Source organism: Streptosporangium oxazolinicum (assembly GCF_039537505.1).
Classification (GTDB): Bacteria; Actinomycetota; Actinomycetes; order Streptosporangiales; family Streptosporangiaceae; genus Streptosporangium; species Streptosporangium oxazolinicum.
On record NZ_BAABAQ010000020.1, the window covers coordinates 55,168 to 75,308 of the forward strand.

Genomic DNA, 20,141 nt, shown 5'->3' on the forward strand with positions numbered 1-20,141 from the left:
GGCCGCTCGGTGGGTTCTACGGCTGCTCGTCTTGCCCGTCTTCTGCGTGGCCGGCCGCGGCCTGGAGGTAGGCCGCGTCGCTCCGCAGGCCCGGCACGGTGGCAGCGGTCTTCCTGCGGGCGCTTTCGAACTCTTCGCCATCGACGTCCTTCAGCGTCTCCGCTGCCTGCTTGGCCACGTCCGCCGCGCGCCCGACTACGTTCCCCAGCCGTGACAGCAGCTCAGCGAAGTTCAGGTCCGGGGCGCCGTCCTTGCCGCCCTGCATCAGGGTCAGCAGGTCGCCCAGCGCGTCGTGGGCGGTGAGGAGCAGGCGCAGCGCCGCGGCGTCCACGTCGGCCGGCTCCGAGGCCGCCTGCGGGGTGGCGGTGCGGGCGGGGGTGATGACGCGGGGGCAACCGCGGGTCTCGTTGAGCAGCTGAGCGAGCATGGGGGTCCTTCCGGTGGTTGGGGTGGCGCCGCTCGCCGCCCCAGCAATTAAAGAATACAGGTTGTTCTCTAATGTTGTCCAGGGTGGTTTTGGCGTATTGGGGCCGCCCGGAAACGGAGGCTGACGCTAACCCCCACCGGCCCTCACTCTGTCGGGCGTGTGGGGGTTTCGGTGCCGGATCGGGTTCGCAATCGGAGTGATCACAGCGCTCATCGTGGGGGTAGCGCTGATGGGCTCCTGCGGACCCGATCCGGTCACCGTTGATCTGGTGTTCGAGCCCCCGCCGCTTCATGCAGCGTCGGAGGGGCAGCCATGACCATTTACCGGGCCGGCAAGGTGCAGGCCAACAAGACCACCGTCAACACGCTCGTCACCGAGGTGCCCGTCACCGACCCGCTCGTGCAGGTCTCAGAGCACCTGTGGGAGTCGGTGCCCGGTGCGGGGATGCCGTTCCCGTACACGCGGCGACGGCTGAAGTTCCGGGCGGGGCAGATCGTCCGCCGGTCCGAGATCGACGAGTGTTTCCCGGCGCCGACGATCGACACCGTCAGCCCGGCCACCGGCGGAACCGGCGGCAACACCCTGGTCACCCTCAAGGGCACCAATTTCCAGCCCGGCCTGGCCGTGACGTTCGGCGGCACGACCGCCACCAGCATCACCGTGATCAGCGAGACCCTCGCCACCTGCCGGACCCCGGCCAAGACGGCGGGCGCCGTCGCGGTCGCCGTCACCAACGACGGCTCGACCGCGACCAAGAACAACGGGTTCACCTACGCGTGACGGGCGTTGTCCGGTGGCGGCGGCTGGGAGTCCAGTTCGCCGCCACCCCCGTTCCTGGCCACGACGTCAAGGCCGACCGGCGCCTGCCGGGCGGGGAGTGGCAGCCGCGCGACTGGCACGGCAAATGGGTGCGTGTCGGCTACCGGGTGCGTGTCGCCGGTGTGGGCCGCATCGGCACCGTCCACCGGGTGGACGGGCCGGGTATCGTCACCGTCACCTGGGACGACGGCGCTCAGACCCAGATCGGCTCCTCGCGGCTACGCGTCGTCGGCAAGCCCGGCGTCGCCGCCCGGCCTCCGAGCCCTGCCCGGTACCCGGTACCGGCCCCCGAGGCAACCCCGGACGGCGCGGACACCTACTTCGCCCGCGACGGCGGCACCTCGGACGCGTGGCTGCGCCGCGAGGACGGCGGCATCGCCGGCTACATCCGCTACAACACCGCCGACCCGAACAGCATCAGCCGGTACGAGATCGGCCGCGGCGGCGACCCCTTGGACGGCAACGCCTGGTGGGAGCAGGTCGAGGCGCTGCGCCTGGCTGAGCGGCAGCCACCGCCGGTCAAACTCCTCCCGCCACCGCGGCGCACTCCGCCGCCCGTCGAAGACCTGCCCGACATCGACGACCTAGTTCCCCAGTTCGACACCAATTTCGAAGACGACGGGGACCAGCACGAGGAAAATGCCCACAGGGTGCTTTCTGACCTTCTGCCGGGGTTGGAGTTCGCCGGGTTCACCCTCGGCGAGCTGACGTGGGTGGACGCGCAGTTCGAACCGGACCCCGATGACCCCGATGGAGAGTTCATGTCGGCGCCGTACTCGCTGGCGTGGTCGGTGCCGATCTTCCGGGGCAGCGAAAAGGTCGGGCTCACCACCCGCATGTTCGGCCGCGACATGGACAGCGGCAACCTGTACGTCGAACACAAGGTTTTGCAGTTCGACAACGCCAGCGACCAGGGCAACGGGTTCGCGCCGGCGTGGAACAGTTGGCTGGAGAAGTGGTATCGGGCCAACGACCTGGAACGCATCCAGGTGAACACTGGGTACGACATCGGCGGCTACGCCTGGGCCCGGTTCGGGTTCGGGTTCGCCGATGAGCGCAGCTTCCTGCACATCATGGACCGGTTGAGTCACCAGATCGAGGAGTACAAGCAGTGGCTCGCCGACACCGAGAACGACCCCGACGTCACCGACGCGGAGTATCACGCCCGGGTCGCCGAGCTGAACGAGGCGCTGCAACTGATCAGGGACGGCGTGTCGGCGCTCATGCGGTGGCGGGCCAGTGACGCGGAGTGGGATGAGGAACTTCTCCCATCGGCGTATCGTTTTTCTCAAGTCGGCCGCCGAAGTGCCGACCAGGACCCGAAAACCGATCCGTGGATCGGAGCGAAGGCGATGTTCGGATCCCAGTGGCGAGGAAGGAAGTGGCTGCGATGAGCAGAGAGCAGTCGGTCGCGTACGGCCAGCTGGCCACGCAGGCGGAGGCTGACGGCACCCTGGACACCGAGGAGTTCCACGCGCGAGCGCGGGAGATCCTCGGCGTGCCCGAGCCGGGCACCGCCCCGGCCCGGGTGCCCTACACGCGGGCGGGCCGCCCCGTCTGACCTGACACATCCCGAAGGGGGCGTTGCGCCGTACGGCGCAACGCCCCCTTCGGCGTCTCCTGAGCGGAGACGGACACTAACCCCTTCCGGCGCTCACGCTGACCAGCCAACCGACGTAAGGGGGCCGGTGTGGCTGGTCAGGCAGTGCTGGAGCTGGAGCGCAAGAACGCGGTGGCGACCGTGCCCACGGGGGTCATCGCCGCCCTGGACGAAGGCGTCGTCGAGGCCATCGTCTCCATCACGAACCACGTCGATAACGTCGGCGATCTCATCCTGCCCGGGGCCTATGAGGAGTCGCTGCGCACCCGCACCCCCAAGGGCCTGTTCTCTCATGACGACAAGGTGTGGGTGGCGCGCACCGAGGAGATCGTCGAGCTCATGCCCGGCGATCCGCGACTGGTCGCGGCGACCTCCGGCGGCAAGCCCTGGCCTGCCGGAGCAGGCGCGCTGTGGGTCAAGGCCCGCTTCAACCTAGACACCGTCGCAGGCCGGGAGGCATTCTCGAACGTCAAGTTCTTCGGCCGTGAGCTGGAGTGGTCGATCGGCTACCGGGTGCCGACCGGGGGGTCCAAGCGCGGCCGTGACGGGGTGCGCCGCATCAAGCAGGTTGACCTGTTCGAATACTCGCTGGTGATGTTCGGGGCCGCGTCCGAGACCCGCACCCTGTCGGTGAAGTCCCACCCGTGGCAGGAGAGCAAGGCCGACCGCTCCGACGCCGGGCCGGGGGTGATGGTCGCGTTGATGCTGCCGCCGGAGCTCGCCGAGCAACTGGCCGTCGCCGACGGGCTGCCCGCCACCGACTTGCACGTCACCCTCGCCTACCTCGGCAAGGGCCTGGACGAGGAGCAGCTGACGCTGGCGGCCGACACGGTCAGCGCCGTCGCCGCAAGCGCGGCGCCGCTGGCCGGGACTATCGGAGGTCTGGGCGCGTTCCCGCCGGGGGATGACGGGGTGCCGGTGTTCGCCACCGTGGACGTGCCCGGCCTGGAGGTCCTGCGTCAGGCCGTCGTGGACGCCCTGAAGGCCGCCGGGTTGCCGGTCGCTTCCGAGCACGGCTTCACCCCGCACACCACCCTCACCTACCTGAAGCCCGGCGAGCCGTTGCCGGCGCCGCTGCCCGCCCGTGAGGTGTCGTTCGCAGAGGTCGTGCTCGCCCAGGACGACCAGCGCACCGCGTTCCCCCTCGGCGCTGCTTCCCCCGGTGTGGGCAGCGAGTGGGACACCCTCTTCAACGAGACGGCCGAGGAGGCGAAGAACTACGGGTTGGACGTCGCCCGTGCGGCTGGCTACCCGATCCCGATGTCGTTCGAGGAGATCCGCGTCGCCATCTGCAGCGCGTTCGACGCCTGGTCGGGCGGCTGGATCGACGGCAAGTACGTGTCAGTGCTGGCGACGTTCTCCGACGTGGCGATCGCGTGCGTGAAACATCCTGACGACACGGAATCGTTCTACCGGGTGCCGTGGTCCTTCACTGAGCAGGGGTGGGTGCGGATCGGGGAGCCGATAGTGGTGACGGTGTCGGTCACCGGTATCCCGGATGGAGCCCCGCTGGCGGCGATGCTGGAGGACGCCGCCGCGGCCGTCAAGCATTCGGGTCTGGAACTGGAGGTTAAGGCCGGGCGGGTGCTGTCGGCGCCGAACGCGAAACGGCTGAGGGCGGCGGTGGCCAGCCTGCTGGCCGTGCTGCGCGGTGCGGGCCTGGGACTGGACGACCTGGAGGAGGAACGCGACCAGTCCCAGGACACCGAGGAGTTGCCGCTGGAGGCGACCATCCACCCGGACTCGACCGCCCCCAGCGCCCTGCCGTCGGAGATGAAGGGGTTGGTGTTGACGCAGGAGGAGCTGGACGCCGCCGCCGACATCGAGGCCTTCCTCCAGGAGTGCGCGGCATGAGGTGGTGGACGAGGCGCTCCCGCCGCGCCGGGCCGTCCCGGGGGCTGCTGGCCGAGCAGTTGGCCGCCACGAGGGAGGCGTTGGCCGATGCCGAGGCCGAGGCCGCGCTGATGCGCGGGGAGCGGGACCGGGCATGGGAGCAGGTCGCCCGGCTCACCGCGCGCCTGGACGCCGCGGACGCCGACGCGCTGCGCGCTGAACGCGACGATCTCGCGTTGGCCAACGCCGTCCTGCGCTCTGGCCTGGCGTCCGGGAGCCGTGAGGAGCTGCTGCGCGAGCGGGAAACCAACGCCCGTCTGACCGCGCGGCTGGCCGCTTTGCAGGACGGCGTGGTCACCCTCTAACGGCGGGTGTAGGCGATGACGTCGCGCAACCCCTTGCCGAGGGTGCGGGGAGGCAGATCCCACTGGGCCTGCTGGCCGGCGGTGTCGGTGTAGACGAGGACGCCGCCGGCCGCGGGCACGTCGAACGTCTCCACGTACACGACGGAGTTCTCAGGCTGGATGTCGGTGTCGGTGACCGTGGGCACGTTGCCCGACCACGGCACGGCCGAGGTGTTGCCCTGGATGCGGTTGACGGTCTGGCCGTCGCCCTTCCAGGAGAAGCCGCCGCCGTCGCCGAGCGACGGCACGTGGTCGGGGGCGGTGGTGGAGGCCACGCGGATCGCGACCGCCAGGAACCACTTGGTGTGCGGTCTCACGTCGCCGGTGCCGCGCCAGTAGAACACCCCCGTCGGGGTGGCCATCAGCAGGGAGCCGTTCGCCCCCTTGACACCTGCGGTGCTGCCCCAGGGCAGCGTCGCGGCGATCGCTGGCGCGGACGCTGCGGAGGGCTGCGTAGTTGGAGCGTTCCCGGAGCCGGTGGCCTCGGCGGCGCATCCGGTGGTCAGCAGGACGGCCAGCAGGGCGGTGGCGGTGCGGCGCATGAACTCCCCTTTGGTGTGGCGGAACGGGCGCGTTGGGCGTCCCCCGACGATCACCGAGCGCACCTCGGGACCCTAGCTGACCTGCGGTTGGAACCGCACGAGAACCCCTGAAGTGATCGGAGGCTGACACAAACCCTCACCGAGGCTTTCCATGCTCCTCAGATCGGACGTCCCGGTGCTGACCGGGCGAGCGACCGCAACGTCAATCGCATCAGCACCCGGGGGGGCACCGTGCCTACGGTCACCGACATCAACAAGCGCATCAACGAGTACACCACCCAGCTTCAGGTGAAGACCGCCCGTCTGAATGACCTGTCGAACTCGATTCCCGACGAGACCGGCAGGGGTCACCTGGTCGTCTCCAAGGAGCAGGGCGACGACTACCGAAAGACCCTCGCCGAGGCCAAGGAGCTCAAGCAGCTCATCGAGGACACGAAGGCTCACCTCGACATCGAGCAGTTCCTGGATGCGCCCGACTCCGTGCCGTACGCGGCCCGAGACGCGGCCATGACCGCGTCCGGCACCCAGTACAAGTCGCTGTCGGAGGCGTTCTTCGCGTCCGAGGCGTGGGGGGAGATGAAGGAAGGCAACTTCCGCCAGCTGGGCGGTGTCGCCGACTTCGAGCAGGGCCTGTTCTCGTTCGAGCGCAAGGACATCTTCAGCCTGTCCGCGGGACAGCACACCACGACCGCGTTCGGCAACGCCGAGAACGTGGGCCTGGCCGAGCGGCAGCGCCGCCCCGGCCGGGTGCGTGACCTGTTCCCCGCTGAATCCACGCAGGCCAACATCCTGTACGGCATCAGGCAGGTCGGTTTCACGAACAACGCCAAGATCGTGCCCGAGCGTGAGCAGCCCAACGGCGGCCCCGCCCTGGGCAACAACAGCGACGTGTTCGGTCTCGCGCCGAAGTCCGACATGCAGTTCGTGCCGTACACCGCGCCGATCGTGGAGATCGCGCACCTGCTGCACGTCCACAAGAACACCCTCGCCGACGAGTCGCGCCTGCGCGGCATCATCGACCGCGACATGGTGGACGGCATCAAGATGAAAGAGGATCTTGAAATCCTCTACGGCACGGGCACCGGCGACACCCTGACGGGCCTGTGGAACCAGTCCGGCGCGCAGGAGTTCACCGGCGCCGCTCCCGACATCGCGATCAAGTCGCTCCAGCTGCGCCGCTCGGCCACGATGGCGATGCTCGCGTTCTACGAGGCTACGGGCGTGGTCCTGCACCCCAACGACTGGGAGCAGATCGAAACCGAACGCGGTTCGGACGGCCAGTACACGATCGCGGTGTCCGTCGCGGTCGGCGGCGAGAAGAAGGTCTGGCGGATGCGGGTGGTGGACACCTCCGCGATCAACCAGGGCACCTTCCTCACCGCCGCGTTCGGCTACGGCGTCAAGCTCTACGACCGGGAGAGCGTCTCGGTGCAGGCGAGCACCGAGACCGGCGACGCGTTCAGCCGCGGCTACGTGGTCCTGAGGGGTTCCGAGCGGATCGGCATGGCCGTGGACCGTCCCGAGAGCCTCATCTTGGGCACCTTCGCCACCCCGTAATACGTGCCCGGGGGAGGAGATATTCGGGGGGGTGTCTCCTCCCCCTGGGCGCCCACGTCACACCGTCAGCGCGACCTGAGGGGCTTCGCCGTGCCGGACCACGACCTCATCTACCGGGCCCGGGTGCTGCACGCCCCGAAGTACGGTGCGACCGCGCACCTCGATCTCGGGTTCGGCGTGCACCACTCCACCCGCATCCACCTGTCGGCGCCGGGCCGTCCCGGCTGGCGGCCAGTGCGTGAGTGGCTGGAAGAGCGCGGCGGGAACACCCTGCTGAGGATCCAGTCGTGCGGTGGCCGCAGCCGGCCACGCGCGGAGGTCCTCGACGGAGAGCCGCCCTACAGCTACTTGCTGCGGGAGGCTGTGGTGGTGGACGGCGACACCCTCCAGGTGGAGGTGATGTTCGGGTTCGGCGTGACCTTCAGTACGAGGGTGCGGCTGGCCGGGCTGAACGTGGAGGAGAAGAACACCCCGCGTGGGGCGGAGGTCGCCGACTGGGTGCGCTCTTGGGTGGAGGCGCAGGGCTTCGGGCTGGTGATGTCCACGGTCAAGGACCGGCGGGAGAAGTACGGGCGCCTCTTGGCGACCTTGCACGGCTCCGACGGTGGGCCGTCGTTGAACGAGGCGCTTTTGGCGGGCGGGATGGCGCGCCCGTATGACGGTGGCCGCCGCTCCTGAAACGGAGCCTGACACTAACCCCCTCGCACCTGCATGGTGCGCGGCATGGATGACACCTCACCGATCACTCTCGACGAGGCCGCCCGCTTGTACACGGAGGAGGGGTGGACGCTGCGGCGTCTGGCTCCCCGGGCCGGGTGCGCCCATCAGACCCTGCACACCCGGCTGAGAAACGCGGGTGTGACCATGCGGACGCTGAACGCCCCGCGGGCTAAGCGGTTGCCGGAAGCCAAGCGCGAGCAGATCCGCCAGGAGCTGCGCCGCCAGCCGATCGCTACCTGGGTGGCGCGCAGCACGGGGGTATGCGCTCCCAGCGTGCGCGCTCTGGCCGCCGAGGACGGCACCGCGCTGGCCGATGGCCGGCTGTGGAGTCCCGTGGACCGGCCTCTGGTCGTGGCGATGCGCGGCGACGGCATGACCATCCACGAGATCGCGCGCAGGACGGGCTGGCACTGGAACACCATCTGGCGGACCCTGGACCGGGCCGGCCTGACGCGGAGGATCGCGCGCCGTGCCACCGCGTAAACCGCTGGATGAGGCGGCCGTCATCCGTGGCTACAAGGCCGGGGCGTCGGTGCGCGCCCTCGCCGCCCAGCACGGCGTGTCCTACACGCTGATCCACCGGCGCCTGGTCGCCGCCGGGGTGAAGACCCGCAGGGTAGGCGGCGTCGCGGGGGTACGCGCTCCCCGGGCCGTGCAGAACGCGATCGTCAGGGACTACGTGGGCGGCGCGCTGATGGCCGACATCGTCGCCACCTACGGCCTGTCGGACGTGACGGTCCGAAAAATCGTGGCCGCCGCGGGCAAGCCGATCCGGCAGCAGGGCGCGCAGCAGACCCTCGACCGGGGCGTCATTCGCCGCCTGGACGGCCAGGGGTGGCCGGCGGTCGCGATCGCCATGCTCATGAAGGCGAGCGCCAGCCACGTACGGCGGATCCTGCACGACCTCTACGACGCCGAGGACGCCGCAGCCGAGCAGGAGCTGGGGCTGGTGGCTTAGGCGAGGTCGAACAGCGGGATGTTCTGCACTTCGAGGCCGATCTCCACGTCGGTGACCTCCTCGCGGCGGCGGGCGGCGGCGATCCACGCCTGCACCTGCTTGCGGGTGAGGATCAGCGCCGCCTCCAGGCCCGCCCCGTGGTTGGCCCGGTCACACACGCAGTCGCACGGGGTGTCCTTGCGCGCGGTGTAGCAGCGGGCGTCACACCGCAGGGTGCGACCGCCCGCCCACGTGATCACCAGGAGCGTCGCCATCAGGACGGGTCGGCCGCCGAGTCCGGGTCGAGCGGCAGCGGCAGCGCGCCGCCCGCTGCGATGAGCCGGTCCCGGCGCTCCTTCCACGCCGCGTCAACCCGGGCCCGGTCCCATCCGCTGATCTGGACCACCCACGGGTAACCGTCGCTCTGGCCTGGCCACCAGTCGATATCGAACGCGTCGGCGTTGCCGTCGTAGTCGCGGACCTCGGAGTAGCCGTCCGGGTCGTAGTAGTTGACGGTGTCGAACATGGGCTCGGGGGCGGCGGGGTCGTAGATGTTCCACAGGGCGCGGATCCACGTACGGGTCTCCACGGGCTCGGTGTCGATCTTCCACTCCTCCACCCCATCAGCCCGCTTGTACTCGTCGGCGTGCTCACGGCTGGCGAACACGCGGCGCACACCGCGAGCGTCATAGTCGCCGCCGAACGCGAGGAACACCGTCCCGGACTGTTCGGGCTGGGCATCGGCCCAGCTACGAAGTTCAGCAAGTTCCTGGACGAGCCTGTGCGTGATGAGGCGCAGCTGCATGGGGTCACGCTTGGCGAGCTCGCCGAGCTCGTTCCAGCCCGGCAAGTCCTGGGCGGTCATGATGATGCCTTCCTGGCAGGTGGGGTGAGGGGGGCGCCGCCGGTGATCTGCTCGCACAGCTTCACCACCTCGGGGTGGAGCTCGGCGCCGGGCGGAGCGACCGCCGCCTTGACCAGCTCGACGACGCGGGCCCGCTCCTCGGCGAGCACGAGCGGGAGGACGCGCGCCAGGCCGTGCCGGACGGCGGTGTAGCCGCTGGCGTTCGCCGGGGCGTCGAACTCGCCGTCGAGGTGGGCACGGACGTGCGCGTCCCGCACGTCGGCCGGTTTCATCGTGAGCCTGCTCTCCTCGATGGCGGCCAGCGCCGCCGCCGTAGCGAGCCTCGCAACGGCGGACGGGCTGACCGGGATGGTGCCGTCGGCGCCTCGGTAGTTGGTCTCGATCGTCTCCTCGATCTTTAGATAGATGGCGTCTTCGAACGGGTCAAGCGGCATGGTCGGTCTCCGTGGTGAGGTACGGGTGGGGGTCAGAAGCTGCCGGGCGCGACCTGGAAGACGGTGAGGCCGAGGGACCTCCACATCTCGACGACCTGGTCGCGGTCGTCGAGGACCAGGCGGACGTCGTAGGTGTCGCGGACGTAGGCGTTGAACAAGGCGGCCTTGACGCGGTTGTCGGCGCGCTGGTCGCCGACAGCGCGCATGAACGGGCCGACGAACGGCACACCGAGGTGCAGCTTCAGCCACCCGACGGTGGCGTCGTAGCAGCCCTTCGTGCGGCCGGACATCACGATGATCGTGTGCCCGCTCGCGTAGCGGTCGCGGACGGTCTCGATGACCGGCCAGTTGGGCAGGTCCTCGATCACGCGTGACTCGTCGTACGGTGAGCGGTCGCCCATGAGGGCGGCGGTGCCGTCCACGTCGAGCACGACCGCCTTGGGCGCGCCCGGGGGCGGCGTGTACGGCCTCAAGGGTAAGAGGGCGGGCTTGGTGGTGGGCAGCGGCAGCGGGGTGGGGCGGCGGCGCAGGTATCGGGTGTGCATGCCCCGGATGACGTCCTCCCCCACGGGGGTGGGGCGCAGGGCGTCGCGCCAGAGGCACTCTTCCAGGGAGACGTGGGTGAGGTCGTGGACGACGTGGTCGGAGCCGCACTGGGCAGCCAGGGCCAGCAGGCGCCGTACGGTGTGCTGGGGCAGGTTCGTGTCGTCACAGAACACGTCGATCCCGGCTTTGAGCAGGGTGGTGATGGCCGCGTCGCGGACCTGGACGATCTGGGGTTCGGTGGCGCCGCGCAGGTGGACGCCGTCGTGCATCATGACGCGCGGGTCGTTGCGGTTGACGCGGGTGCCGCGTAAGAACTCGCCGTTGTGCATCATCGCGCGCAGGTCGTCGCGGTTGATGCGGGCCCGCCCGCCGGGGTCGCCCGCGACCCATTTCTTGGCGAGCGTCGTCTTACCGGAGGCGGGCAGGCCCCGGGTGAAGTGGAGGATGCCGGGCATGGTTCAGGACTCCCAGTGGGTGGTACGGACGGCGGACAGCCACTCCAGGGCGGGGCCCTTGTCGGGCTCGTCGGGCAGCGGCGAGCGGGAGGTGTCGAATACTTTCCTGGCGGCGATCAGCAGGCTCGCGGCTTCGTGGGTGCGGCCGGAGGCGACGCGGTCACCGAAGGCGCGGATCCACTCGGGGTCTTCCACGCGTACCTGAAGGTGGCCGGTCTTGTAGAGCTTGATGCCCTGGCCGACGAGGCGGGCGAGGTGGCGGGCGTGCTTGGCCGAGCGTCTGCGGGTGCGGTGCTCGACGTGGGGGCCGCACCGGCCGGTGAGGCGGCGTAGCTGTTGGTCGGCGAATCCGAGGTAGGCGTCTCGGACGCGCGGCGCGGACAGGAAGCAGGTGCGGATGGTGAGGAGCTGCTCGCCGAGCGGGGTCCGCGCGGTGTAGAGCTCCTCGGGCAACCACAGCAGTTCCGAGACCGAGGGGTTGCCCTTGAGCGCGAGGTGGCAGTACTTGGCGGCCTCGTGGAGCTGCTGGTCGGGGTTGGTGGTCGCGATGGTCTGCTGAGGCTGCTCCAGGCCGACCAGGTCGCGGGTGGGGGCGGCGAACACGCCGAGCGTGTCGATGTCGAAGCCGGGGGTCGCCAGGCCGTAGGCGACAGAGCCGACGGTACCAGCGAGCAACACAGCGGGATTGTTCATGCGACGTCCTCGGAGATGGTCATCCACGGCTTGTCGTGGGCGGGGTAGAAGCGCAGCCAGGCGTAGGCCGTCATGGGCTTGTCCTCGGCGACGGCGAAGACCGCGCCGTAGTGCGGGTGGGCGAGGACCTCGGCGGCCATGGCCTTGCGGTCGTCGCCGTACACGTAGGTGGCGAGGTCGGCGTAGGCGGTCACCTCGTCGGTGAGTGCGGCCACGTTGGCGTTCAGGCCGTCGATGATGTTGCGTACCCAGGCGTGGAACTCGTCGGGGACGTTGTCGAGGATGCGCGGCAGCCAGTCGGGGCCAAGGGCCAGGGCGCGGGCGGCGCGGGCCGGGTCGAGGTGCAGGACAGCCTCCCAGTCCTTGGGGCGGCTGATGAGGCCCTTGCAGGCGTTGACGGCCAGGTACTCCCACAGGGTGCGGGCGCTGGTCCTGGTCAGGACCGCGTGCAGGGCCTTGTAGTCGGCCTGCTTGAGCTTGAGCCTGAGGTCGAGATCGGGCAGGTGCACCACGAACCCTTCGGCGCCGGGGCGGGGCGGTGCGGCGAGCGCCTCGCCGAGCGTCGCGTACTCGAACCTTCCGGCGGTGCGGCCGGGCCAGTCGAACCAGAACGGCGTCTCCATGCAGCCGGTGGCGATCTCCACGGCGCCGAGGAACACCAGATCGTCGAGGTCGCCGTAGTCGCAGACGACCCGCCCCTGCGGATAGATGATCTCGAACAGGTAGGTGAAGCCGGGCTTGACGGTCACCCGGTCGGCGTACCGCTCGCGCCAGACCTTCGTGGCGTGTACGGCCTGCGCGCTGGTGAACGAGCCCCGGGTGGCCACCGCATACTGGCCGTCGCCGGTGGGGTAGAGGATGCCCAGGGACCCGTCGAGCTTGTCGGTGACGACGGCGCGGGCCTCCAGAGGCAGCTTCTTCCCGTCCGCGATGAGCTCGGAGTAGTTGAAGAACTTGGGGAACGGGCGGGCGACGATGTTGCCGTCCTGGTCGATGATCAGGCCCCGGCACTGCCGGGTGACCGGCGTCCAGTGCCATCCGTACTGCGTGAGCTGCGTGTAGTTGAAGATGCTCAACGGCAGGTCCGGGTGGACCTGCTCGCGGACGTAGCCGTCGTGGACGGCGTTGATGAGGTCGTCCACGTCCAGCAGGTCCGACAGGTGCGGCGCGGTGAGGGTGCTCATGAGGAGCCTTTCAGGGGGGAGGGGCGAGGAGCTGGGTGGTGCCGCTCACCGCCCTGCCAACATTAGAATACTAGCGTTTTTCTCTAATGTCGTCTATGGGGTTGCGAGACTGGTCGGCCCAGCGGGCGCTGACAGTAGGGGCGGGCGGGCCTTACTGTCCGGCTTCGTCAGAGCAGGTCGTCACGACGTTGGAGGCCCATATGCCGCCCCGGAAGCGCGCCACCCCCCCTGAACCCGCCCCCGCCGCTGATCCCGTCCTGGAGCCCGTCGAGACGGCCCCGGCCGCCGAGTACGACGCCGCGCCGCTCACCCCGCCCGACCCCGAGCCCGCTCCGGAGTCGGATCCGGAGGTGATGTTCGACGTCGTCAGCGACGCAGCCCCGCTCATTCCGCCGATGCCGCCGGTTCAGGAGGAGGAACTGGTAGAGCCGGTGCCGGTCGCGCCGCCGCCCGCGCAGATCGACCCCGACCCGGCGTTCCTGGATCTGCGCTTCGCCGACGGCACCCCGGCCACCTACGACGAGATGTTCGCCGACCCGGGCCCGCGCTACACCCATGTCGTCGCGCGGCGCCGGATCAGCGAGCTCCACTACCCGCTGGGGGCGACCACGCCCGCGCGCAGGCTGTTCTACGACGAGGGCGCGATCGTGCCGAAAACGGAGGCGGACCGTATCCGCCGGCTCATGCCACCATCGGCCGCCGCCGAGTAACCGGGCGGCACCTGGCGGCGTATCGGAGGGTACGGGCACGACGGTGGGGACCCTGCCCGTACCCTCCGATACGCCGCCAGGGCTATCCACCACCGTAGGAGGGCCCCTGTGCCGGTCGTAGAGCCCGAAGACGTCGCCGACCTCGCCGGGATCCCTCTTCCCCTGGATCAGCCCGCCCGCACCGTCCTGGAGCGGGCGATCGCCAAGGCCCTGGCTGCGGTCACCGCCTACCTCGGGCGCCCGGCCGTGCCGGCGACGTTCACCCAGTCCGGCGCCCGCTCCCTCGATGGCGTCTGGCAGCTCGACTACGGCCCCGTCATCTCCATCACCTCCGCTACCCCTGAGACCGACCCGCTATCGGGGCAGGAGACCGGCGCGTACACGGTCGTCTACACCGCGGGCAAGGACCCGGCGGCCGACCCGGTCTACGCCGCGGCGCTCGCCGAGTACGTCACCGCGCACGCCGCCGCCGCCTCGCCCACGGTGCGCCTGGCGGACGAGGCCGGGGTGGCGCGGCGGGCGAAAAGCCTGTCGGTCTCCGGCGATACGCAGTCGATCACCTACGCCGACGAACCCGCCTCGTCAGCCGACGGCGCGGCTGGCGCACCGCCCACCCTGACCACGCTCAAGCGGTGGAAGCGGCGCGGCGTCCACCAGCAGCCGGGTATCGCCCCGCATCCGCTTCAGGTCCGCCGGGTGGACACATGGTGGTGATGCTGGCCGACACCGCGTTCGGGGTCCGCCCGCACGTTCCCACCACCGACGGGCACGGCACCGTGTCGGTGAGCTCCTGGGCGCCGGCGAAACCCGCCCGGCCGGGACGCCTCGTGTCCGCGCCGGCCGAGGACGGCGAGGCCGACGGGCCCGGCGTGTGGGTGCTGGCGCTGGATCCGGGACTGTGGCCGGTACGGGCCCGGGACCTGGTGGTCGAGCCGGGCACCGGCCGCGAATGGATCGTCACCCTTGCGGTCGAGCGCAAGCACGCCGTAGCCCCGGTCATGAACTGGATCAACGTCACGGCTTACCTGCGGTAGCGCTCATCACGGGGGGGCGATGGCGGAGCGGAAGCCTGCGGCGGCCTCGTACGCGGGGCCGCCGCAGCTGCTCAGCTGATCGCGACGAGCGGGACGTTACCCGTGGAGGTGCCGAACGTGGCCGGGTTGAAACTGCCCGGCAGGCTGGTCGTGGAAGGCTGACGCATCGCCCGCCGACTGGTGATGCCGTTGCCGAGGCCGACGTAAGCCGCGGACGCGTCCGTACCGGACGCCGGTACGGCCATCTGCGCGTTCGTCATGCCACCGGCCAAGAACCCGACGTAGACGAACCTCCCGGCGGACTCGGCCGCGACAGGGGCGGCAACGTCCAGCCCGCGCCAGCCGGCCACCGTGTAGAGCGTGGCATCGGCGGCGGTGGTGGTGATCTGCACCCCGGCGTGGGAGTAGAGCCCCATCTGGTTCGGGGCGTTCCCGCCGAGCTGGGTGCCCGCCGTACGGACCGCGACCCACAGTTTGTTGATCGCGACTCCGGCGGGTACCCATACTTTCGCCAGGTAGAGGGTGTCGTTGGCGATGCCGATCGCCATCATGAACATCAGCGGGTCGCCTGAGGCGGCGGAGAACCCGTACCCCTCTGCCAGCGGGAAAACCGGGCCGCTCGACGCTCCCCCGCCGCCCCCTCCTCCGATGGCGGCGTAGCGGGCATCGCCCTCGGTCTGGGTGAGGTACTGCGGGTGCGGGTCCCCGGCCGCCGTGTGGGCGCTCACCGCCGCGTCGGCCTTGGCCTGGGCGCCGGTGGTCGTCTCCAGCGTCCCAGCGGGCAGGCCGCCACCGGTGAGCGTGCCCACGACGTCCAGGTCCCCGGTGACCTTGAGAGATCCGGCCCCTGCGGCGCCGTCCGTGGTCTTCAGGACTCCCGCGGACTCCCGGGCAAGGCCGGTGTCGGCCTCGCCCGTGGCGGCGTCGCCGTCCTCAGCCCACACGATGTGGCCGTCGGAGGCCAGCGCGAGCGCGGCCTCCTCACCGGACAAGATGACCGACCGGCCTGCGGATGGGGAGTCGATCGGGTGGAGGTGGCGGCTCATCCGGCGGCGCGGGCGAAGATGACGACGCGGTAGCCGTCCTGGGCGAGCGTCACCCCGGCGCTGATGGTCAAGATGTTGTCACTGGTGGCGACCTTCTTGACGTCCACCTCTTCATCGGTGGCGACCTCCCACACCTGCGCGACGATCGCCCTGGTGCCGAGGCCGTGAGTCACGGCCCACGTGGTTCCGGCAGCGGGCGGGCCGACCGCCTCGAAGTCGTTGCTCTGCCCGCCGCCGGTGACGAGCGGGAACTCCGCGAACGTCAGCGCGGTCGTGCCGACCGTGATGACGCCGTCCGTGGTCAGCCACCACGCCGTGTCCGCGTTCGCGCTGCCCTCTTCGACGGTGACCCACAGGCCGGGGGTGACCTCGGTACCGGTGTCGGCGTCGGCCGCCCTGGTCAGCGCGGCCCCGGCGGAGGTGAAGACGTAGATGCCGTTCTCGGCCGCGGCGGTCTGGTGCTTCAGCAGCACCCGGTTGCCGTTTGCGAGGGTGACGCCGTCGATCGTGGACGGCGCCGTGCTTACCGACACGTTCGCCGTGGAGGCGACGCGCACGGAGCCCTTGTAGTCGAGGTTGGAGACGGCGCTGCCGACGAGGGCCTTGACCTGCCCCCAGGACGGGACGCCGGTGTCGGTCGTCGCGTCGCCGATGTTCAGGATCTTGCCCTGGCCGTGGTCGTAGTCTCCGGCGATGTTCTTCTTCGTAGGCATGGTTCCCCCTGGTCAGCTGAGGTGCGCTCGGCCAGCGGTCGCTGGGCCGAAAGTGACGATCACGGTGTGGTTGTTCGGACAGGACACGCCTGCGTCGAGCTCGTTGCCGTCCTCGTCTTCCACCGCGACGCCCGGCCGCCGGCCGAGGGCGTGCACGATGGTCCACACCCTGGCCGCGGTGGTCTGGGTGTGGGTGTGGAAGCCGCCTCCGCCGGGGCCCGGCGGCCCGGGAGGGCCCTGGATGCCCGGTACGGCGATGGTGAGCTCGACGTCGCCGGTCTGCTCGATGACCAGTTGGTGGCCGCCGGGCGGGGTGAGGGTGATGTCGATGCCGCCGACCGGTTCGACGGTGAGCTCGTAGTCGGGCAGGCCGGTCACCGGGTGACCTCCGGATCCACGTACGCCGCGCCCTGGAGCAGCCGCTCCGGTTCCCCGTCGGGGTCTACGAGCTCGAAGTCGTAGACGCCCTGGAGCCACAGCCACAGGGAGGAGACGGCGCCGGGGATGGTCAGAGTGATTTTCCCTGCGGTGCCGTCGATGACGATCGACCCGTTTTCGGTGGTCATCTCGTGCAGCACCGCAGTGTCACGGCCGTGGTTGGGCCGGATCTGGGAACGGGCGGTGAACCCGGTCAGATCGAGCGGCCCGGGGTTCGGCTGGGACTCGGTCGGTTTGCTCCTGAGGGTCATCGGTAGCCGGTACCGCGAACCCTGCGTGATGTGGAGATCGAACTCTGCCGCGCCCATGGCGGACACCATGGGCGCGGCCCGGGGTTTGTGTCAGGCTCCGATCAGGCCCGGCGGCGGGCGACGACCGCAGCCGCGGCGATCGCCATGAAGTGCGTCCCGGAGTCCTGGGAGGAGCCGAACTCCGCTTCGCCGACGCGGTGAAAGACGCATTCCACTCCCCCGTGAACGCGGGTGCCGGTGACGACGGTGGTCGTGGAGCGGGTCGCGGCTGCCAGGGCGCCGGGGATCGTACGGGACTGGCAGTCGCAGTTGATGCGCTGCTCTACGGGCAGCGTCGGATCCCGGGGCGTGCGGGCCAGGTCCACGCCGTCAGTGACTTTCCACCCGCCCACGCGGTTGACCGCCTTACCGGAGGCGTCACGGCCTTTCCGGACGTACTCCATGGAAGGCAGCTGGTAGGAGAGATTCTCGGGGATCGTCTGCCCATCCGCATGAGCGTGGGAGGGGCGGACGTTCTCGCCGCCGTCGGTGACCCACGTCTTGGCGGCGGGGGCGCGGTCTTTCGCTTCTCGGCTGATGGCGTCGGTGAGGTTGCCTACCTCGCGTCGAACGGGTCCGGCGGCGAGGCGCTCAGCGAGGCCTGGAGACAGTCGTACTCGGGTGCGTGCCATGGGCCGGGAGTGTGGAGGTGCGGGCGGCCTAGTGTCCGTGTACGGCGCGTACGGTAGCCGGTGCGACGGACGGGGTGTGGGACCGACACGTTCTTAGATTCTTAGATTCTTACGTTCTTAGAAACCGGGCCGGTGGTGTTCGGCGTGGCGTGGCTGCAGTTCCTGCGCGCTTATGTCCGACCCCGCTACGATCAGCGCCGTACGACCGCCAAGCAGACTCCAGAGGTCTCATATGACAACCACAACCCCACCCTCCACCGCCCCCGACGATCAAGACGCTGTAGCCGAGGTCGAGCGCATCGTCTCCGAGTGGATGCGCCAGGGCATCACCAACGTACGCAATGTGGTCGCGATGATGATGCGCAAGGGGGGCGCGGGCAAGACCACCACGACCCTCCTCATCGCCGACGCTCTCATCCGGTTCGGCCTCAACGTTCTCATCGTGGACGTGGACCCCCAGGGCAACACTTCCCTCGGGCTCGGCCGGAAAGTCCTGCTGCGCGCCGTTGAAGCCATCATCGGCAAAAACACTCAGCAAGTGCCCGATGTTGTCACGGTCGTCGAGGTCATCAACTTCGCTGAACCGGGGGTCGCCGACGAGGCGATCCAGATAGTCGAATGGGGCTACGACCCTGACGCCGCTTTCAACCGCGGTGGCCCCATGTACCCGGGCAAGGTCGGCAAGATCGGGCTCATCTCCGCGTACGAGGCGCTCGAAGACCTTCCACGGAACTGGACGTCGGCCACCGACTACGAGAGGTTGGCATCTGCCCTCCTTCTGCCCGCAGAGCCGGGCGGGATAGCGCCGAACGTCCGCTGGGACGTCGTTCTCCTGGATTCGGCTATCGCCAAGCCCATCGGCATCCAGGTGGCCAAGAGCGCCCACCACGTGCTGTTCGTCACCACGGCGCAGATCTTCGGCACAGACGCCATCCCCAAGACGATGCGCCTGCTCAAGGACGTCCAGGCCAACTACAGGCACGAAGACCTCAACGTGATGGGGCTCTTGTGGAACGAGTACGACGATCGCAAGTCCACGGAGCAGAACCTCTCCGAACAGGCTGCTGACGCTCACTCCCAAGGCGTAGAGCATTGGGAAGCGCCTATATGGCCCTACAAGCTCCCAAACCTGACCGTGGTCAGTAACTCGCACGCGGCGTTCGCGCCGCTCTCAGCGTTTCTTTCTACCTCTGCCGAGCGTAAAACAGCTCGCCGAGTGTGCCAGGTCGCTGAAGCGGTCGCCTTGCGCGTGCTCGACAACATCCAGCACCCGCAGGCCAGTGCACTCCGCCAGGCGTGGCACGAGGCATGGATAGGCAACGAGAGGACAGCAGTGATGCGCGAGGACGTGGCCTGATGGCGCAGAGATCGCCTCGTCTTCAGCCGCAGCCCGTTATCGGATTCGGGCAGCTCGTCCCGCCGGTGACTGAGAAGAAAGCTGAGCCCACGAACGGTCAGGGTTCCGGGCCGGAGGACAACAAGGAGGAGCGCGAGCGCGTTGAGCGGGAGCTCGCCGAGCAGGCGCAGGCCGAGGAGCGCGAGCGCGTCGAGCGGGAAGAGCACAAGCGCCAGGAGCAGGAGAAGCGCGAGCGCGTCGAGCGGGAGCTGGCCGAGGAGGAAAAGGCCGAGCAGCGCGAGCGTGAGGAGCGGGAGCAGGCTGCGCGGGAGCAGGTCGAGCGGGAGCTGGCCGAGCAACAGCGGATCGCGCGAGAGCTCGCCGAGCAGGAGGAGCGGCGCGAGCGCGAAGAAGCGAGGAAGACCAGGCGGGCAGGAAGGTCCCGGGGCCGGGCGCCGGCGGCGGTGCGGCCGACGACGGAGAAGGACTGCAAGGGCGACCCGCGGGTCAAGCACACCCTGGCGGTCCTGGATGACGTCCAGGCGCGCCTGTTCGCGCTCCAGCTCGACGAGACGATGGCCACCGGCCGCGAGAGGCCGATGTGGCCGCACGTGGACGCCGCGCTCGCCGAGCTCCACCCGGACAAGAAGCCCGACCTGTCGGCGTGGGCCGAGCGCGCCGAGGAGCTCCTGGAGCACGACTCGGACCGCTTCACGCCGTTCGGGCCGCTCATGCGGACCTCCACCCGCACCGCCATCCGTACCTTGCGGGTGCGGTTGAAGGCGGCCGGGGTCCGGCCCTCCCAGCATCATGTGGTGACGGCCGCGATTGTGGCTTACCTGGACGCGTGGGACGCCCAGGGCAGGAAGGTGCCCGACGCCTGAGACCTCGGGCAAGCAGAAGGGGCCGGCCACCATGATGGTGGC

27 protein-coding genes are annotated in these 20,141 nt (G+C 69.7%); 14 read left to right on the plus strand and 13 right to left on the minus strand.

The window, feature by feature from the left end; all coding sequences use genetic code 11:
• Positions 1-16: 16 nt before the first annotated feature.
• Complete coding sequence (locus ABD817_RS37130; RefSeq protein ID WP_344923127.1) at positions 17-427, minus strand: hypothetical protein; 411 nt, start codon at positions 425-427, stop codon at positions 17-19.
• A 312-nt stretch (positions 428-739) separates the two neighbouring features.
• Here ABD817_RS37130 and ABD817_RS37135 point away from each other — a divergent pair, with 312 nt between their 5' ends.
• The 5 genes from ABD817_RS37135 (at position 740) to ABD817_RS37155 (ending at position 5,044) form a co-directional block, all read left to right on the plus strand.
• Complete coding sequence (locus ABD817_RS37135; RefSeq protein WP_344923128.1) at positions 740-1,207, plus strand: IPT/TIG domain-containing protein; 468 nt, start codon at positions 740-742, stop codon at positions 1,205-1,207.
• The gene (locus ABD817_RS37140; RefSeq protein WP_344923129.1) at positions 1,204-2,640 is read left to right on the plus strand and encodes a hypothetical protein; all 1,437 of its coding nucleotides are present in this window, start codon (positions 1,204-1,206) and stop codon (positions 2,638-2,640) included. Before ABD817_RS37135 ends, ABD817_RS37140 begins: the two co-directional genes overlap by 4 nt.
• A complete protein-coding gene (locus tag ABD817_RS37145) occupies positions 2,637-2,807 on the plus strand; it encodes a hypothetical protein (protein ID WP_344923130.1) in 171 nt (56 codons plus the stop codon). The genes ABD817_RS37140 and ABD817_RS37145 overlap by 4 nt, the downstream gene beginning before the upstream one ends.
• A gap of 129 nt (positions 2,808-2,936) precedes the next feature.
• On the plus strand, positions 2,937-4,700 hold the full coding sequence (locus ABD817_RS37150) for a 2'-5' RNA ligase family protein (RefSeq protein WP_344923131.1): 1,764 nt from the start codon (positions 2,937-2,939) through the stop codon (positions 4,698-4,700).
• Entirely contained in the window at positions 4,697-5,044 is a 348-nt protein-coding gene (locus ABD817_RS37155; RefSeq protein WP_344923132.1) for a hypothetical protein, read from the plus strand. The genes ABD817_RS37150 and ABD817_RS37155 overlap by 4 nt, the downstream gene beginning before the upstream one ends.
• Here the strand turns inward: ABD817_RS37155 and ABD817_RS37160 are convergent.
• Positions 5,041-5,625: a hypothetical protein gene (locus ABD817_RS37160; RefSeq protein ID WP_344923133.1), complete on the minus strand. Its 585-nt coding sequence runs from the start codon at positions 5,623-5,625 to the stop codon at positions 5,041-5,043. The genes ABD817_RS37155 and ABD817_RS37160 overlap by 4 nt on opposite strands.
• A gap of 231 nt (positions 5,626-5,856) precedes the next feature.
• Here ABD817_RS37160 and ABD817_RS37165 point away from each other — a divergent pair, with 231 nt between their 5' ends.
• From ABD817_RS37165 to ABD817_RS37180, 4 genes are all read left to right on the plus strand, one after another.
• On the plus strand, positions 5,857-7,182 hold the full coding sequence (locus ABD817_RS37165; protein ID WP_344923134.1) for a phage major capsid protein: 1,326 nt from the start codon (positions 5,857-5,859) through the stop codon (positions 7,180-7,182).
• 90 nt (positions 7,183-7,272) lie between these two features.
• A complete protein-coding gene (locus ABD817_RS37170) occupies positions 7,273-7,860 on the plus strand; it encodes a thermonuclease family protein (protein ID WP_344923135.1) in 588 nt (195 codons plus the stop codon).
• A 45-nt stretch (positions 7,861-7,905) separates the two neighbouring features.
• On the plus strand, positions 7,906-8,385 hold the full coding sequence (locus ABD817_RS37175; protein WP_344923136.1) for a hypothetical protein: 480 nt from the start codon (positions 7,906-7,908) through the stop codon (positions 8,383-8,385).
• Entirely contained in the window at positions 8,372-8,860 is a 489-nt protein-coding gene (locus ABD817_RS37180) for a helix-turn-helix domain-containing protein (protein ID WP_344923137.1), read from the plus strand. Before ABD817_RS37175 ends, ABD817_RS37180 begins: the two co-directional genes overlap by 14 nt.
• On the opposite strand, the gene ABD817_RS37185 is transcribed toward ABD817_RS37180, so the two are convergent.
• Genes ABD817_RS37185 through ABD817_RS37210 form a run of 6 tightly spaced genes read right to left on the minus strand, consistent with a single transcriptional unit; the run spans position 8,857 to position 13,016 of the window.
• Positions 8,857-9,114, minus strand: a complete 258-nt coding sequence (locus ABD817_RS37185) for a hypothetical protein (protein ID WP_344923138.1) — start codon at positions 9,112-9,114, stop codon at positions 8,857-8,859. The genes ABD817_RS37180 and ABD817_RS37185 overlap by 4 nt on opposite strands.
• Entirely contained in the window at positions 9,114-9,704 is a 591-nt protein-coding gene (locus ABD817_RS37190; protein WP_344923139.1) for a hypothetical protein, read from the minus strand. The genes ABD817_RS37185 and ABD817_RS37190 overlap by 1 nt, the downstream gene beginning before the upstream one ends.
• Positions 9,701-10,138: a hypothetical protein gene (locus ABD817_RS37195; RefSeq protein WP_344923140.1), complete on the minus strand. Its 438-nt coding sequence runs from the start codon at positions 10,136-10,138 to the stop codon at positions 9,701-9,703. The genes ABD817_RS37190 and ABD817_RS37195 overlap by 4 nt, the downstream gene beginning before the upstream one ends.
• Before the next feature lie 32 nt (positions 10,139-10,170).
• Positions 10,171-11,139 (minus strand): phosphatase domain-containing protein, encoded by a 969-nt coding sequence (locus ABD817_RS37200; protein WP_344923141.1) that lies wholly within the window; start codon positions 11,137-11,139, stop codon positions 10,171-10,173.
• A 3-nt stretch (positions 11,140-11,142) separates the two neighbouring features.
• The gene (locus ABD817_RS37205) at positions 11,143-11,832 is read right to left on the minus strand and encodes a nucleotidyltransferase domain-containing protein (RefSeq protein WP_344923142.1); all 690 of its coding nucleotides are present in this window, start codon (positions 11,830-11,832) and stop codon (positions 11,143-11,145) included.
• Positions 11,829-13,016 (minus strand): RNA ligase, encoded by a 1,188-nt coding sequence (locus ABD817_RS37210; protein WP_344923143.1) that lies wholly within the window; start codon positions 13,014-13,016, stop codon positions 11,829-11,831. The genes ABD817_RS37205 and ABD817_RS37210 overlap by 4 nt, the downstream gene beginning before the upstream one ends.
• Before the next feature lie 200 nt (positions 13,017-13,216).
• On the opposite strand from ABD817_RS37210, the gene ABD817_RS37215 reads away from it, so the two are divergent.
• From ABD817_RS37215 to ABD817_RS37225, 3 genes are all read left to right on the plus strand, one after another.
• Positions 13,217-13,726 (plus strand): hypothetical protein, encoded by a 510-nt coding sequence (locus tag ABD817_RS37215; RefSeq protein WP_344923144.1) that lies wholly within the window; start codon positions 13,217-13,219, stop codon positions 13,724-13,726.
• A gap of 108 nt (positions 13,727-13,834) precedes the next feature.
• Entirely contained in the window at positions 13,835-14,440 is a 606-nt protein-coding gene (locus tag ABD817_RS37220; RefSeq protein ID WP_344923145.1) for a hypothetical protein, read from the plus strand.
• Positions 14,431-14,760, plus strand: coding sequence for a hypothetical protein (locus ABD817_RS37225; protein WP_344923146.1), 330 nt, complete (start codon positions 14,431-14,433; stop codon positions 14,758-14,760). Before ABD817_RS37220 ends, ABD817_RS37225 begins: the two co-directional genes overlap by 10 nt.
• Positions 14,761-14,831: 71 nt before the next feature.
• Here ABD817_RS37225 and ABD817_RS37230 read toward each other — a convergent pair whose 3' ends face one another.
• The 5 genes from ABD817_RS37230 to ABD817_RS37250 are packed head-to-tail and all read right to left on the minus strand — an operon-like array spanning position 14,832 to position 17,879.
• Entirely contained in the window at positions 14,832-15,752 is a 921-nt protein-coding gene (locus ABD817_RS37230) for a hypothetical protein (RefSeq protein WP_344923147.1), read from the minus strand.
• 50 nt (positions 15,753-15,802) lie between these two features.
• The gene (locus tag ABD817_RS37235; protein WP_344923148.1) at positions 15,803-16,519 is read right to left on the minus strand and encodes a hypothetical protein; all 717 of its coding nucleotides are present in this window, start codon (positions 16,517-16,519) and stop codon (positions 15,803-15,805) included.
• 12 nt (positions 16,520-16,531) lie between these two features.
• Entirely contained in the window at positions 16,532-16,897 is a 366-nt protein-coding gene (locus tag ABD817_RS37240) for a hypothetical protein (RefSeq protein WP_344923149.1), read from the minus strand.
• Positions 16,894-17,265 carry a hypothetical protein gene (locus ABD817_RS37245; protein ID WP_344923150.1) on the minus strand — a complete coding sequence of 124 codons (372 nt, stop codon included), beginning with the start codon at positions 17,263-17,265 and terminating at the stop codon, positions 16,894-16,896. The genes ABD817_RS37240 and ABD817_RS37245 overlap by 4 nt, the downstream gene beginning before the upstream one ends.
• 44 nt (positions 17,266-17,309) lie before the next feature.
• Positions 17,310-17,879, minus strand: coding sequence for a hypothetical protein (locus tag ABD817_RS37250; protein ID WP_344923151.1), 570 nt, complete (start codon positions 17,877-17,879; stop codon positions 17,310-17,312).
• A 232-nt stretch (positions 17,880-18,111) separates the two neighbouring features.
• On the opposite strand from ABD817_RS37250, the gene ABD817_RS37255 reads away from it, so the two are divergent.
• Both ABD817_RS37255 and ABD817_RS37260 read left to right on the plus strand, forming a co-directional pair.
• Positions 18,112-19,236 (plus strand): ParA family protein, encoded by a 1,125-nt coding sequence (locus ABD817_RS37255; protein WP_344923152.1) that lies wholly within the window; start codon positions 18,112-18,114, stop codon positions 19,234-19,236.
• A 65-nt stretch (positions 19,237-19,301) separates the two neighbouring features.
• A complete protein-coding gene (locus tag ABD817_RS37260; protein ID WP_344923153.1) occupies positions 19,302-20,099 on the plus strand; it encodes a hypothetical protein in 798 nt (265 codons plus the stop codon).
• The last annotated feature ends 42 nt before the right edge of the window (positions 20,100-20,141 follow it).